Here is a 14961-nt window from a genome sequence, read left to right as displayed (position 1 = left end):
GTCTTTATGTAATGATTATTCTTTATTAGTTATTAATTGTGAATTTTTTTTGTTAATTTTGCACCTTCTCATATAAGCCCCCACTAAGGCTAAGTCACATACAGTAAGTCTGCTGTTTTTATTTGTTCGTGTCTTAATTGTCTTCGTGGCGGTAACCCAACCGGCAAATGAAGACAAAAACTTTAAAGAAAGACAAGGTCAATATTATTACATTAGGATGTTCCAAGAATATGGTGGATTCAGAGGTCCTCAGCGGACAGCTGATAGCCAATGACATTGATGTGGTTCACGAAAGTGAAAAGAAAGACCATAACATTGTAGTGGTGAATACCTGCGGCTTTATCGACAAGGCCAAGGAAGAGTCTATCAACACCATCCTGGAGCAGGTGGAACTGAAGCAAAGGGGCCGGCTGGACAAAGTATATGTGACCGGCTGCCTGAGCGAACGTTACCGCGGCGATTTGGAACAGGAGATACCCGGTGTAGACGCCTGGTTCGGAACAATGGAACTGCCGCTGATACTAAAGAAATTTGACGCGGACTATAAAGCAGAGCTGCTGGGTGAACGCCTTTTAAGTACCCCTGCGCATTATGCCTACCTGAAAATATCCGAGGGCTGTAACCGTACCTGCTCTTTTTGCGCCATTCCCCTGATGCGGGGCGGGCATGTATCCAAGCCAATTGAAGCGATCGTAGAGGAAGCGAAGAAGCTGGTGCGTTTCGGCGTCAAAGAGGTGATGCTGATCGCACAGGAGCTGACCTATTATGGCCTGGACCTGTATAAGGAGCGCAAGCTGGCCGAGCTGCTCAAGGCGCTGGCCGCAGTACCCGGGTTGGAATGGATCCGGCTGCACTACGCATACCCGCACAAGTTCCCGATGGATGTGCTGGACGTAATGCGTGAGCACTCCAACATCTGCAACTACCTGGATATGCCTTTGCAGCACGCAGCTGATAATATGCTGAAAGCCATGAAAAGGCAGATCACCCGCACCGAAATGGAAGACCTTATCCATGCTATCCGTGAAAAGGTACCGGGTATTTGTCTGCGTACCACGCTCATTACCGGTTTCCCCGGCGAAACGCTGGAGGACGTGGAAGAGATGAAACGTTTCCTGGAAGCCATGCGCTTTGACCGCGTAGGTATCTTTACCTACAGCCATGAAGAAGGCACCAGCGCCTATGGCCTGGAAGATAATATACCGGCTGAGGAAAAGGAGCGAAGGGCACAGGAGATCATGGAAGTACAGCAGGAAATATCTTACGAAAAGAACCAGGAAATGATCGGCAAGGTCTTTAAGGTGATCGTGGATAAGAAAGAATCCGGCCGTTACCTGGCAAGAACTGAATTTGACTCCGTAGAGGTAGATAACGAAGTGATCATCAATACCAGCAAGCGTCTGCAACCAGGCGACTTTGTACACGTAAGGATCACCAAGGCGTTTGATTACGACCTTGAAGGAGAATTAGTATAAACGCTGAAAGCAGCACGCTAAACGCTGAGGCGGTCCGTTGCTGCTGCAGTATATGGAAAACACACAGAGCGTTTGGCGTTAAGCACTGAGCGTTCAGCACAAAAAAATACAAGGGCTCCGGACGGAGCCTGTTAAAGCAAATCAATGACTACATTTGAATCACTGGGCTTACAAGAGCCCATTCTGAAAGGAATCCTGGACCTGGGATTTGTTGCACCTACGCCCATACAGGAAAAAGCGATACCTGTATTACTGTCCGGCGACAGGGATTTTGTGGGCCTGGCACAAACAGGGACCGGGAAGACGGCAGCATTTGGCCTGCCTTTATTGCAACAACTGGACATTAAACGCAGGCAACCGCAAGGGCTGATATTATGCCCTACCCGCGAGCTATGCCTGCAGATAACCAATGATCTGAAGAATTTCAGCAAGTACCTGGGAGATCTTAGCGTGGTAGCCGTTTATGGCGGAGCTAGCATTGTACAGCAGCTGCGCGAACTGAAAAGAGGCGCGCATGTTGTGGTAGCTACCCCGGGCAGGCTGCTGGATATTATAGAACGCGGCGCTATCAATTTTGACCAGGTGCGCTACGCAGTACTGGATGAAGCGGATGAAATGCTGAACATGGGTTTCCAGGAAGATATCAATAACATCTTATCAAAAACCCCGCAAGGCAAGACCACCTGGTTGTTCTCTGCCACCATGCCGCAGGAGGTTCGCCGTATAGCGCAGAACTATATGACCAATCCCTTTGAGCTGACCGTGGGTAACAAGAACAGTGGTAACGTCAATATTGAACATGAATATTACGTGGTACGCCCCCGTGAAAAATATGCCGCACTGAAGCGTATTGTGGATTACAACCCGGAGATATTCGGCATCATTTTTACCCGTACCAAAATAGAATCACAGGAGATCGCAGAATCCCTGATCCGCGACGGTTATAATGCCGATGCACTGCACGGCGACCTTACCCAGCAGCAGCGTGATAAAGTGATGAAGCGTTTCCGTGAAAGGTCCATACAGGTGCTGGTAGCCACCGATGTGGCTGCACGCGGTATAGATGTGGACAATGTAACGCACGTGATCAACTACGAACTGCCGGATGATGTAGAGAACTACACCCACCGCAGCGGACGTACAGCCCGTGCTGGTAAATCAGGCATATCAATTGCTATCATTACCGGTAGGGATATTGGAAAGATCAGGCAGATAGAAAGAGTGATCGGCAAGAAGTTCACAAAGGCAGAGGTGCCGGATGGTTTTGCAGTATGTGAAAAGCAGCTGTTTGGCCTGGTGCACAAGATCCACAATGTGACGGTTAACGAAGAACAGATCGAGCCCTACCTGGAGCGTATATACGAAGAATTTGCAGCTATGAGCAAGGAAGAGCTGATCAAGCGCTTTGCTTCGCTGGAATTCAACGAGTTTTTGGAATACTACCAGGATGCACCTGACCTGAATGTGAAAGAGGAAAGACGTACTTACGAGGGAAATACAATGAGCAACCGCGGTACCGGTAAATTCACCCGCCTGTTCATTAACCTGGGCTCTGTGGATGATTTTACCCGCGGCGATATGTTGCGATACCTGTGTGACACCAGCGGAGTTAGGGGTAATAAGATAGGCCGTATTGACCTGAAAGGCGTATATTCCTTCTTCGAAGTGGAGAATGATGTGGTGGAGAAATTTGTACAAGTGTTTAAAAAAGCTGAATACAATGGCCGCAGCGTACGTATCGAAATGTCGCAGGATGGAGATAAACGCCGTAGTGGCGGTGGCGGTCGCCCTCCCCGTGAGGAAGGCGGCAGAAGGTACAGCAGTGCGCCCAGGCCTGGTTTCAAAAAGAGATATTGATCCCCTGACAGGGACACAGAAAAATAAAAAGTCCTCCTGGTGTAGCCGGGAGGACTTTTTCGTTATTTTCCATCTGAAAATAACGGCTATTTCCCCAAACTGAAAAACTGTAATCCGGTAAGCTGATGTCTACAGAACCAAACCGCTCACTGTCACCTGTTGTGGCTTTCTCGCTGTTTTCCGCGAAAGATATTGAATTGTTCCAGGCAGGCACACATGAACGCCTATATGAAAAGTTCGGTGCACATGCACTGGAGTACGAAGAGGTGCAGGGAACTTATTTTGCCGTATGGGCGCCCAATGCCGCCTACGTGTCTGTTATGGGCGACTTTAACGACTGGGACCGGTATTCTCATACGCTGTTACCGCGCTGGGACCATTCCGGTATCTGGGAGGGATTTATTCCCGAGGTGAAAAAGGGCGCTTTGTACAAATATTTCATCCGCGCAAAGTCTGGAGAGGAGCTGTTCAAAGGAGACCCTTTTGCCCTGTACTGGGAACAGCGGCCCAAAACGGCTTCCATTACCTGGCAGCTGGATTATCACTGGAAGGATAAGAAATGGATGGAAAAGCGGCACCAGCACAACAGCCTGCAAAGCCCCTTTTCCGTATACGAGGTACATCTTGGCTCCTGGCGGCGCCCGGATCCCAATAACCATGAGCTGTTCTATTCTTACCGCGAAATAGCAGCGATGTTGGCGCCCTATGTAAAAGAGATGGGCTTTACCCATGTTGAATTAATGCCAGTAGGGGAGCACCCCTTTGACGGTTCGTGGGGATACCAGCAAACCGGCTATTATGCCCCTACTTCCCGCTACGGTACGCCGCAGGATTTCATGGCGATGGTGGATGCCTTTCATCATGAAGGCATCGGGGTGATACTGGACTGGGTGCCATCACATTTCCCTTATGATGCACACGGCCTGTACCGCTTTGACGGCTCGCATGTGTATGAGTATGCGGATATGCGCAAGGGCTACCACCCGGATTGGAACAGCTATATCTTCAACTACAGCCGTAACGAGGTGAAGAGCTTTTTGCTGAGCAACGCTATTTACTGGCTGGATAAATACCACCTGGACGGCCTGCGCGTAGATGCAGTGGCATCCATGATTCACCTGGATTACTCGCGTAATGCCGGGGGATGGATGCCGAATGAACAGGGGGGAGGGAGAACCTGGAGGCAATCGCTTTCTTAAAGCACCTGAATGAAAGGGTTTATCACCTGTTCCCTGATACGCAGACCATCGCGGAAGAGTCTACCTCTTTCTACGGGGTATCGCGCCCCACTTTTATGGGAGGCCTTGGTTTTGGTATGAAGTGGATGATGGGCTGGATGAACGACACACTGTCGTTTTTCAAGAAAGACCCGCTGCACCGCAAGTGGCACCAGGATGAATTTACCTTCAGCATCATGTACGCCTTCAGCGAGAATTTCATGCTGCCCCTGAGCCATGATGAAGTAGTGCACGGAAAATCTCCAATGGTGTATAAGATGCCGGGGGATGACTGGCAGAAATTTGCCAACCTGCGCCTGATGTATGGTTATATGTTCACGCACCCGGGCACCAAGCTCTTATTCATGGGTGACGAGTTTGGAGAAACGCAGGAATGGAATTTCAAGTCGGAGCTGAACTGGAATCTGCTGGAGCATCCTACCCATCTGGGTGCACAACGGTTTGTAAAAGAGCTGAACCACCTGTATAGATCCGAACCGGCATTATACCTGAAGCAGTTTGACCCCGAGGGCTTTGAATGGATCAATGCCAGTGATTATGAGAACAGTGTGCTGGTCTATATGCGTAAGGGCGCTACTATCGCCGATAACCTGATCATAGTGCTGAATATGACGCCCGTGGCAAGGGAAGAATATATACTGGGCATACCCATACCCGGTACCTGGAAAGAGATACTGAACAGTGATGATCCGCGCTTTTACGGCAGCGGTGTAGTGAACACCGCGCCGATAGTAGCTAATAAACAGGAGTATAACGGAAAAGAATATACTATTACATTAAGAGTGCCTCCATTAGGCATAAGTGTTATAAAACAGATCTGAGGTTTAATAGTCGTAAGTCGTTAGTCGTAAGTCGTTAGTCGTAAGTCGTTAGTCGTAAGTTGTTAGTCATTAGTAGATTCGGTTTATACTAACGACTAATGACTTACGACTAACGACTAACGACTTACGACTTACGACTATAATTGTCCCTCCCTCTTCCCCGAAAAAATTTTACCGCCTTTAAACTTTCCTTAACAGTTCCCATCCAAGTATAGCGCGTTTCAAAGATGAAATAATAGCGGGGAGGATCGTTTTATATGCGCCATATCTAATGTGTATGCTTGCCAAGTACGCTTTCCAAACACATAAATTCAATAATCACTAAAAACCATTCATTTATGAAGAGCTACCTCCGGAACCTGAGATGGCCGCTGGTATTTTTGGCCCTGATTGCCTTCGTAGTATATGCCTGTAATAAAGACAATTCTACTCCAGACCCTTCCGGCAACCAGCAAAAGCTGAGCATCTACATGTCGGACAATCCAGGGTTTTTTGATAACGTATACCTGGATATCCGCAAAGTAGAAGTACTGGTGGACACCTGTGCCCGGGATAAAAATGATGATGATGATCATGATGACTGGAGTGGCGCGGGCCGTTGCTGGTGGGGTGAAGACCGCCGTGATGACCGGGATTCCTGTCAGGCCTGGGACTCGCTGGGTATTCGTCCCGGCGTGTATGATATCCTCTCTTTAAGAAATGGTGCTGATACTTTACTGGCCGGTGGTTTTGTTCCCAAAGGCGTTGTAAAGAAGATCCGTATTACGCTGGGCAACAATAACTCGCTGGTGAAAGACAGCGTTAAATATCCGCTGAAATCACCTTCCGGACAGGTGAAGATCATTATCAAACTGCGTAGCGACGACTGGGATGAACTGGCCAGCGGTGATTTCCGTTTGTGGCTGGACTTTGACCTGGATCGTTCGATCGTAAAAGTATGGGATGGCAAGTTCATACTGAAACCGGTGATAAGGGTGTTTACCCTGAAAGCGACGGGTAGTGTATCCGGTAAGGTTAGCCCGATGGCTGCGTGGCCGGTGATCAGCGTGTATAACGACAAGGATACCGGATTTGCGCTGCCCTGGATAGACGGACAGTTTAAGGTACGTGGCCTGAAAGCCGGCACTTATAAGGTATTTGTGAATGGTTCCAATGGTTACCAGGATACTACGCTCACCAACATCACCGTAGAACGTAACAGGAATACAGAATTAGGAAAAATTATCCTCAGGAAATAAGACAATATCATCCGTTCACTTTACAGGAGGTACAGGGCATTGGTCCTGTACCTCTTTTTTTACCGGTTACCGGACAGATATAAATGCAAAAACCAACAGATCACAAGGCCCGTGATCTGCTGATCCGAACTTTGTGACCTGGTGGCCTTAAACTTTCAGTGGTTCAATGGGTGACTATTACATTGATTGCTGGCTTTCCTGGCGTTGGCGTCTGCGCCCGTGGGCTGCTTCACCGCCTTTCTTGCCAATGGCAGCCATATGTTCGCGGTTACGGCTTACAGCCTCACCACCTTTTTTTCCAGCCATGCGAGCTTCGTCTGAAGAAAACTCATGGGCAACCCCTTGCTGGTGAGCGGCACGGCCCCCCATACTGGCGATAGCGCGTTGCTTTTCGCCGTCCATAGCTGCAAAACCCCGTAAACCCTTACGGCGGCCAGACTGCTGTGTGTCTTTTTCCGATTCAGTTGTGTTGTTGTCCTGTACCTGGGGGTCTTCATTGGCGACAACGTTTTGCCAGGTTGCTGCTTCCTGGGCCGAGTGGCTGCTTTGCATTGTCATAACATCAAGTTTTAATGTTTTTGAAAATAGTTTCCGTTCACAGAAAAATATAAGCGCTTACCGGGAGTAGGGGAACAAGGACTGTGCCATGGACGACTTCGTATTGTAAGGTGGTATTATATATAGAGAAAGAATGGGGAGGGGGGTATACCGGGTATCTGGTTCTACAGTGTAGAGAAAATATCCACACCTTGTTGTGGCATTATTAGTACTATGTACCCGGATTGATAGCTCTGGCGCTATAGTTGATAAAGAATAGGTGAGGGAGCCATGGTCTGTACTGTTCATTATCCATTTTCCATTCTCCACTATTCACGCTGTTCATTTTATTCATTTTAGCCTTTGACGGCTGCAAAGCTTTGCCTGTAGGGGGAATCAACTTACTTTTGACGAAACTCTAAAGTTGGCATAGGTTATGAAAAGGCACTAAGATATCCATCTGTTAGTGCCCTTTTTTTTAGTTGACAGTTATCAGTTATCAGTTGTCAGTTGTCAGCCATCAGTCACTAGTAACCGGTACTGACAACTGTCAACTGATAACTGTCAACTGACAACTGATAACAGTCAACTGACGACTGACAACTGACAACTATCTTATAATAAGTTCCTCGAATTTTCTTTCCACCACTACTTTCACGATCCCTACTGCGAAGTTGCGCGCATTCAGCTTGTATACCTTGCCATCTACCACACATTCTGTAGGCTGGAAGGGCAGGCCATGCACCTGTACCCGGTGCTTTTTGTAGGAAGCCTGGAAATCGCCAGAGAATCGCTTCTTAAGACGGAATTGCTGTTTGTCAGACACCTGTTTAAAGCGGATGATATTGGATTGTCCGTTCTTATAACCGTAGTGGTCTCCGGCGTCTTCGTAGAGTGTGCTGCTGGTGTGCTGATCGCTGTAGTAAACGTTCAGGATCATCTCGTCGATCGGCTTTTCGCCTACATACTGGATAGCAGGATAGTTGGGCAGCACGGAACCTGCCTTTACGAACAGCGGCATTTCATCCAAAGGCGTGGGTATCCTGATCAGCTGCCCGCCATCATAGGCCTCGTCGCTGAAAAAGTAGTACCAGCGCCCTGCAGGCAGGTATACTTCTTTTTCTTTTACACCCGGCGCGTCTACATGACTGATGAGCAATGCATCCCCCAGCATGAACTCATGCGAGCGGTTATAGGTTTGCGGGTCCTGCTGGGCTACGAAGGCCAGTGGGCGCAGCATAGGTGTGCCATACTGGTGGTATTGCCAGAAAGTGGTATACAGGTAGGGCAACAGGCGGTACCGCAGTTGTATAAAGCGTTTACAGATAAATTCGTATTTGCTGCCAAAGCTCCAGGGCTCCTGGTTAAAGCCGGTTTCATTGCTGGCAGAGTGGGTGCGCATCAGCGGATGGAAGGCGGCCAGCTGGATCCAGCGGGTATACAGCTCGCCATCCGGCTCGCCAATAAAGCCCCCGATATCGCTGCCCGCGAAGGAGATCCCGGATACCGACAGGCGTTGGCATTGTACGTTAGCCAGCCACAGGTGATCCCATTCAGACACGTTATCGCCCGTCCACACGGAAGCCCAGCGCTGGGCGCCTGCATAGCAGGAACGGGTGATCACGAAGGGGCGGTTAGGCATCAGGTATTTCTGTAAACCGGCTGCCGTAGCCTTGCTCATGAGGTGACCGTAGATGTTGTGCGCCTTACGGTGGCTCACATCCTCTCCGTCATAGTCGTGGCGAACGTCTTCCGGGAAGGTGCCCATTTCAAATACGGCGGGCTCGTTCATATCATTCCACACCCCTCTTACGCCTGATTCTACAAGGCTTTTGAAAAGGCTGCTCCACCACTCACGTACTTTCGGATCGGTATAGTCAGGGAACACGCATTTGCCCGGCCACACATCGCCCTCCATGAGGGCGCCGTCTGCCCGTTTGCAGAAGAAGTCGCGTTCCATGCCCTGTTTATAGATATCATAATCCGGGTCTGATTTAATGCCCGGATCTATGATCACTACTACCTTGAAGCCCTGGGCATCCAGGTCTTTGATCATGGCCGGTGGATTGGGGAATGCTTCCTTGCTCCAGGTAAAGCAGCGGAACCCGTCCATATAGTCAATATCGAGGTGGATCACGTCACAGGGGATCTGCCTTTTGCGGAATTCAGCGGCGATCTCACGTACCCGTTTCTCCGGGTAGTAGCTCCAGCGGCATTGCTGATAACCCAAAGCCCATAAGGGGGGAGCTCTGCCGTACCGGTTATTTTGGTATAAGCTTCGGCCACCTGCAACAGCTCCGGACCGTACATGAAGTAATAGTTCATTTCGCCGCCCCTGGCCCAGAAGCTGCATACATCCTCTCTTTCGTGGCCAAAGTCAAACAGGGTGCGGAAGGTATTGTCGAAGAAAATACCGTACCCGATACCGTGGTGAAGGCCGTAGTAGAAAGGAATATTGCGGTACAGCGGATCGGTGTCTTTCTGGAAGCCATATGCATCCGTGCCGTAATTCTCCAGGCGTTTGCCCCGCAGGTTGAGGTCGGTAGGCTTATCACCCAGTCCATAAAAGCATTCGCCTTCCTGGATCTGCTTGCTGCAGTAAACGATCTTGCCGCCTTTCAGCAGGTAATGCTGCCAGTGGAAGCCCATTTCGTCCTGGTTGATGATGCGGCCCTCTATATCTGTGATGGTCAGGCGAAGGTTGTCCCGCGCCACCCAGATACGGATGGCATCGGTATAGATCTCAAACACCTCTTCAAATTCACGGATCCCGAAATTAACGGGCGACTCATCCATCCGGGGATTGATAGCGTAGGAGAAATCACGTTGAAATTTGCCGTCGGCGGCATAACGGAAGCGGACAATTTTGTCTGAAATGATCCTTACTTCCAAAATAGTTTCTGCTGTATGAAAATAGAAGTAGTTGCCTTCTTTCTGCCATTTCCTGACTGCGTCAGGATAGTGTTTAACGGAATATTTACTCGACGAGCTGGTAACTTGCATAATTCGCTTTTAAAAAATCCAATCTTTCTTCGTAGCCCTGGCACACATCATCTAAATTAAAAAAAAAGATGTGACCACAGCTTTTTCACGTTGGACATGGTTAATCCGGCGTTCACCTGTTAAAATGATGTGTTGGCTAAATCTGCCCGGAAAAATATCAAATACTTGTTAAATTTATTTCGAAACGTACTTTTTTGCTTTAACCTATTTGTCCTCAGTAAGCGGTGCACAATGTCCTGTGCACCGTTTTTGTTTCTGATAAATTCACTGCATAGATAATTAATTTATAATATTCCTAGTTTGGATATTTCGTGCTATACTTATACCAGGGAAGCCTGGAAGACAGTCGGTTAAGCCAATATGATACTATTTTACCCAAAAGCTTCGAAGCATACCAAAAGCATAGAGAAAGCATGGAGAAAGCATGGAGAGAGCAAGGAGAAGGCAGCGAAAATAATATTATGTTACTCCACACCCACCAAACGTGCTATACGTCCATCTGATCCTGCCAGGTAAACCGCCTTGCCCTTAGGGTCACTTTGCACTACATGAAACCCCTCTTTGCTGATCAGCTGCCAGTGAAGCCCACCATCCGCAGAAACATCCGTTCCCGAAGTGCCGGTAGCTATCAATAGCCGCGTACCCGCCCAGCTAAGGCCTGAACGAAAGCCGGAAGGTGGTACAATAGGGTAGGTCCAGGTTTGACCGCCATCTGAAGTGAGCAAGCAGTTCTGCCTGCGCAGGGTATCATTGCGGTAATCGCCACCCACTGCTACACCCTTGCGGGCGTCGAGGAAAGCCAGGGAGAAAGGCCCGGAGCTGGCATTGCCCTGGATCATGGGCAGCGCGAAAGAGGTCCATTGCTGGTGCTGGTATTTCAGGAAACGGGCGGTGTCGCCGCCGGTTACAAAGCAGTCTGCCTGCCCGGGAAGGGAGCGGAGGCTGGTGCCACTGGCAGCGAAGATCGCTTCGCCTTTATAGGCCGCCGGGGCATCCGTAGCTGGCGTCCAGTGCCTGCCGCCGTCTTTTGTATAAATAATGGTGAACCGCCCTTCCAGCGGATCGCCGATGGCCCAACCCTCTTTCGTGTTACGGAAATCCATCCCATCAAAGAAAATCCCTTTGGTATCGTTAAAATAAACCCGTTCCCAGGTGGTTCCACCATCTGTCGTGCGGAAGATATGGGCTGGTTCCCCGGCATTGATCACCAGGGCTTCCCGGTCATTGAACGCCTCAATATCCCGCCAGTCGCAGCTGTCGCAGCCGGGTACCTGGGTCCATTGCCAATGCTGTCCGCCATCCCTGCTTTTACCCACCATACCCCCTGTACCGGACACCCAAACCAGTTTTTCAGACACCACACTCATGCCCCGGATACTTTTCAGATGCCCCCTGCTGAGCTCGTGAATGCTATACTTTTGGTATTGATTCTGTTGAGCTTGTGACGATAAAAGCGCACCGCAGCAGAATAAAAGATAAAGGAAGCCTGTCTTGCTCATTTATATACAGTCTGTTAGTGAGCAAGAAAATTACAAAATCATTCAAAAGTGTGATGCGGATTTATATATTTGCAAATAACTAACCTGCATCAGTGCGCTATTTACCATCCCAGATAAGAAAAGGACTGCAGCTGCTTTGTGTATTTGTTTTTGCAATGAACTCCCTATTCGCACAGGAGGGGCGGTATAATTTCGATGCATATAGCGTAAATGATGGTCTTTCTCAGAGTTTTGTAAGCGATATTATCCAAGATAGTCAAGGCTTTATGTGGATAGCCAACCGCGACGGCGTGAACCGTTTCGATGGTTATGTATTTAATGAATACCGCTTCAAAACCAGCGAACAGAACAATAAGGGAGAGGGTAAAGGCAATCTGGTAGCCAATAGCTCCAGCGGGGTAAGGGCGGTGATCAACCGTTTTGACCTGAAGGGATATAAGGGCTACAGTTTTTTTAAGAACAGCCGCCAGCAGTTATTGCTGGCCCATAATAACGGCCTCAGCGTATATGATCCTTACCGTAACACCTTTCGTATGGTACTGGAAGACAGCTCCTATATTAATGAGCGGGAGCGCGACTGGAGCGTTAAATTCAAGATCCTCGGGGAGGATACCGCCAGCAACAGCTTGTGGGTATGGCGCCCGCTGAAGGGCTTATACGCCCTGGATAACCGGAGCTACGCCATCAAGCGGATCATCCTGTATCCGCCGCAGGTGTCTAAACGCGGATTGGTGCCCCGGGATATTATTATGGACGGCTCGCAGATCTGGATGAACTTTGAGCCGGGAGAGCTGCTGGCCCTGAACACGAAAAACCTCCGGCTGGCCACCTATTGTCTGCCGGTGATCGGAGAGTACCCCGTGATGCGTAACCTGAATGCCGATTCCATGATCATTGCCAGTCCGGGGCATATCGTAGTATTCAATAAAAAACAGCATAAGTATACCGACCTTCCCTTTGAAGACAAGGGAGAGCCCTTTGAACCGGTGGTAATGGAAGAGGATCATGACGGGAACATCTGGATAGGGGGGAGCGACGGTGTACTGATATACAGCATCCGCCGCAACGAGATCCTGCAGCACATCACTACTTTCAATACATTTGAGACCCGGTCCCTGAACAATGTGCGCTACCTGTACCGCGATGCGGCAGACAATATGTGGGTAGGCACCAATGGCGACGGCATCAAGAAATATTCTCCGCACAAGAAAGTGTTTAACCTGTACCGTTCCCCTTTCATTACGCATAACATGGTGCGGTCTATGTACAAGCATGACGACGGTAAGCTGTATGTAGGCCTCTGGCGCGACGGGCTGGATATATATGAAGAGGGCGGCCGTTTCCTGGAACGGATCTCCGACTTTGCGGATAAGAACCATTTCACCGTCAATACCATCGATGCGATCTGCAGGGAAAACTACAAATACCTGTGGATGCATTTCGAGGGCAAATACCTGGGCCTGTTCAACGTACAGAACAAAAAGTTTGAGAACCTGACACCGGTGGTAGACAGCCTGGGGTTACCGGAACAGCGGGATTATTTCTCTCCTTTCCTTTTCAGACGGGTGAACGGGGAGGTGTATTTTAATTATGGAGAGTACCTTTTGTCTATCAGTCCTGATACCAAGGGGTATAAGGCCTCGCTGGTGCACCGGTTTCCGGGAGAGATCCTGAACTGCTATTATGAAGACTACATGGGTAACCAGTATGTAGGTACGCAGGCTACCCTGTACGCCAAAGAGGTAGGCAATGTGCGGTGGAAGATCGTACCGCTGCCTACAGGCACCGTGGTAAAGAGCATTAATAAGAATGCCCATAAACAGCTGCTGGTGGCTACTACCAGGGGCCTGTTTATACTGGATGCCAATTACAACCAGCTGCAGCATTACAACAGCTATGATTTTCCGGCGCTTGTAAATGATTACTTCTACGGTGTGCTGCTGGACGATAAAGACCGTATCTGGGTAAGCCATAACAAGGGGCTGTCGCAGATCAACCCGGTGGACAACACCATTACCACCTTTAATCATGAAGATGGATTGCAGTCCAATGAGTTTAACACCGGCGCCTATTTTAAATCGGTAGACGGTGAGCTTTTCTTCGGTGGTATCCGGGGCGTGAATGGGTTTTACCCGCGCAATTTCAGGGACAATCCTTTTGTTCCCAAGGTGATCATTAAAAGGATGGAGGTACTGGATAAGCCTTATGAATCTGATACTGCCATTTCCCTGCTGCATCATATTGAATTACCTTATAACCAGAACACGATCGCTATAGAATTTGTGCCGCTGGAGTATACCAATCCCCTGAAAAACAAGGTACAGTATAAGCTGGAAGGAGCGGATGAGGATTGGGTACAGGCGGGTACATTCCGAATGGCGCGTTATACCAACCTGCGGCCGGGCACTTATACCTTCCAGGTGAGGGCGTCGAATAATGACGACCGCTGGAATGCAACGCCCACTACGCTGGAGATTGTTATACGCATACCGTTCTGGCAATCATTGTGGTTCAGATTTTTATTGCTGTTACTGTTACTGGGCATTGCATATTATTTTTCTACGTTGTATCTTGATTACAAAATACGTCATGAGAAGCTGAAACTGGAAAAGGAGCAGGCGGTAGACCAGGAGCGGGCGCGCATTTCCAGCGATATGCATGATGATCTCGGATCCGGCTTATCGACCATACGTTTGCTGAGCGAAATTGCCAAGCAAAAGATAGACCCTTCCCAGGCGCGCGAAATAGAACGTATCTCCGAGGCAGCGGGGGAGATGATAGACAAGATGAGCGAGATCATCTGGGCTATGAACTCTTCCAATGACTCACTGGAAAACCTTATTGCTTACATGCGCAGTTTTGCAGCAGATTTCCTGGAACATGCCCATATCACGCACCAGTTTTCCATACCCGAAAGTATACCGAACGTTAAACTCAGCGGCGGAACGCGCCGTAATATTTACCTGGCTGTAAAGGAGTCGCTACACAATGTAGTGAAGCACGCCCAGGCGTCTGAAGTGATGATAGAGGTGACCATGCAGCAGCATAGTATGACCATATTGATAAAAGACAATGGCAAAGGATTTGATCAGGAGAAAGTACGTTTGTTCGGCAACGGCCTGAAGAACATCCAGAAGCGGATGCAGGCGGTAGGCGGCCAGGCGGATATCACCTCCCAGAACGGGACGATAGTTTTTCTAGATATCCCGTTAAATTGATCTACTTTTGCGTAATAACATTTTCGTGTAAGTAACCGCTAAGACCAAGACAATGACTGTGTACTCAAAAAAGAA

At 49.0% G+C, this 14961-nt stretch carries 10 protein-coding genes; 6 read left to right on the top strand and 4 right to left on the bottom strand.

The window, feature by feature from the left end; all coding sequences use genetic code 11:
• The first annotated feature begins 167 nt into the window (after nt 1–167).
• From rimO to ACR9Y8_RS05095, 5 genes are all read left to right on the top strand, one after another.
• A complete protein-coding gene (rimO, locus tag ACR9Y8_RS05115) occupies nt 168–1475 on the top strand; it encodes a 30S ribosomal protein S12 methylthiotransferase RimO (protein ID WP_481212160.1) in 1308 nt (435 codons plus the stop codon).
• Between the two features lie 144 nt (nt 1476–1619).
• Entirely contained in the window at nt 1620–3332 is a 1713-nt protein-coding gene (locus ACR9Y8_RS05110) for a DEAD/DEAH box helicase (protein WP_481212159.1), read from the top strand.
• 125 nt (nt 3333–3457) lie between these two features.
• The gene (locus ACR9Y8_RS05105) at nt 3458–4531 is read left to right on the top strand and encodes an alpha-amylase family glycosyl hydrolase (RefSeq protein ID WP_481212158.1); all 1074 of its coding nucleotides are present in this window, start codon (nt 3458–3460) and stop codon (nt 4529–4531) included.
• Nucleotides 4532–4626: 95 nt separating this feature from the next.
• Nucleotides 4627–5391 carry an alpha amylase C-terminal domain-containing protein gene (locus ACR9Y8_RS05100; protein ID WP_481212157.1) on the top strand — a complete coding sequence of 255 codons (765 nt, stop codon included), beginning with the start codon at nt 4627–4629 and terminating at the stop codon, nt 5389–5391.
• Nucleotides 5392–5729: 338 nt separating this feature from the next.
• Nucleotides 5730–6629 carry a DUF4382 domain-containing protein gene (locus ACR9Y8_RS05095; protein WP_481212156.1) on the top strand — a complete coding sequence of 300 codons (900 nt, stop codon included), beginning with the start codon at nt 5730–5732 and terminating at the stop codon, nt 6627–6629.
• A gap of 177 nt (nt 6630–6806) precedes the next feature.
• Here the strand turns inward: ACR9Y8_RS05095 and ACR9Y8_RS05090 are convergent, their stop codons facing one another.
• The 4 genes from ACR9Y8_RS05090 to ACR9Y8_RS05075 all read right to left on the bottom strand — a co-directional run bounded on the left by ACR9Y8_RS05090 (nt 6807) and on the right by ACR9Y8_RS05075 (nt 11668).
• Nucleotides 6807–7187: a KGG domain-containing protein gene (locus ACR9Y8_RS05090; protein ID WP_481212155.1), complete on the bottom strand. Its 381-nt coding sequence runs from the start codon at nt 7185–7187 to the stop codon at nt 6807–6809.
• Between the two features lie 589 nt (nt 7188–7776).
• Nucleotides 7777–9396, bottom strand: coding sequence for a glycoside hydrolase family 31 protein (locus ACR9Y8_RS05085; protein WP_481212154.1), 1620 nt, complete (start codon nt 9394–9396; stop codon nt 7777–7779).
• Complete coding sequence (locus ACR9Y8_RS05080; protein WP_481212153.1) at nt 9300–10169, bottom strand: hypothetical protein; 870 nt, start codon at nt 10167–10169, stop codon at nt 9300–9302. Before ACR9Y8_RS05080 ends, ACR9Y8_RS05085 begins: the two co-directional genes overlap by 97 nt.
• Before the next feature lie 464 nt (nt 10170–10633).
• Complete coding sequence (locus ACR9Y8_RS05075; RefSeq protein ID WP_481212152.1) at nt 10634–11668, bottom strand: WD40/YVTN/BNR-like repeat-containing protein; 1035 nt, start codon at nt 11666–11668, stop codon at nt 10634–10636.
• Nucleotides 11669–11823: 155 nt separating this feature from the next.
• Here ACR9Y8_RS05075 and ACR9Y8_RS05070 point away from each other — a divergent pair, with 155 nt between their 5' ends.
• Entirely contained in the window at nt 11824–14886 is a 3063-nt protein-coding gene (locus tag ACR9Y8_RS05070) for a sensor histidine kinase (protein WP_481212151.1), read from the top strand.
• The last annotated feature ends 75 nt before the right edge of the window (nt 14887–14961 follow it).

The organism is Chitinophaga sp. SVR4-12A (genome assembly GCF_056754765.1).
This window is presented reverse-complemented; position numbering and strand designations above follow the sequence as displayed.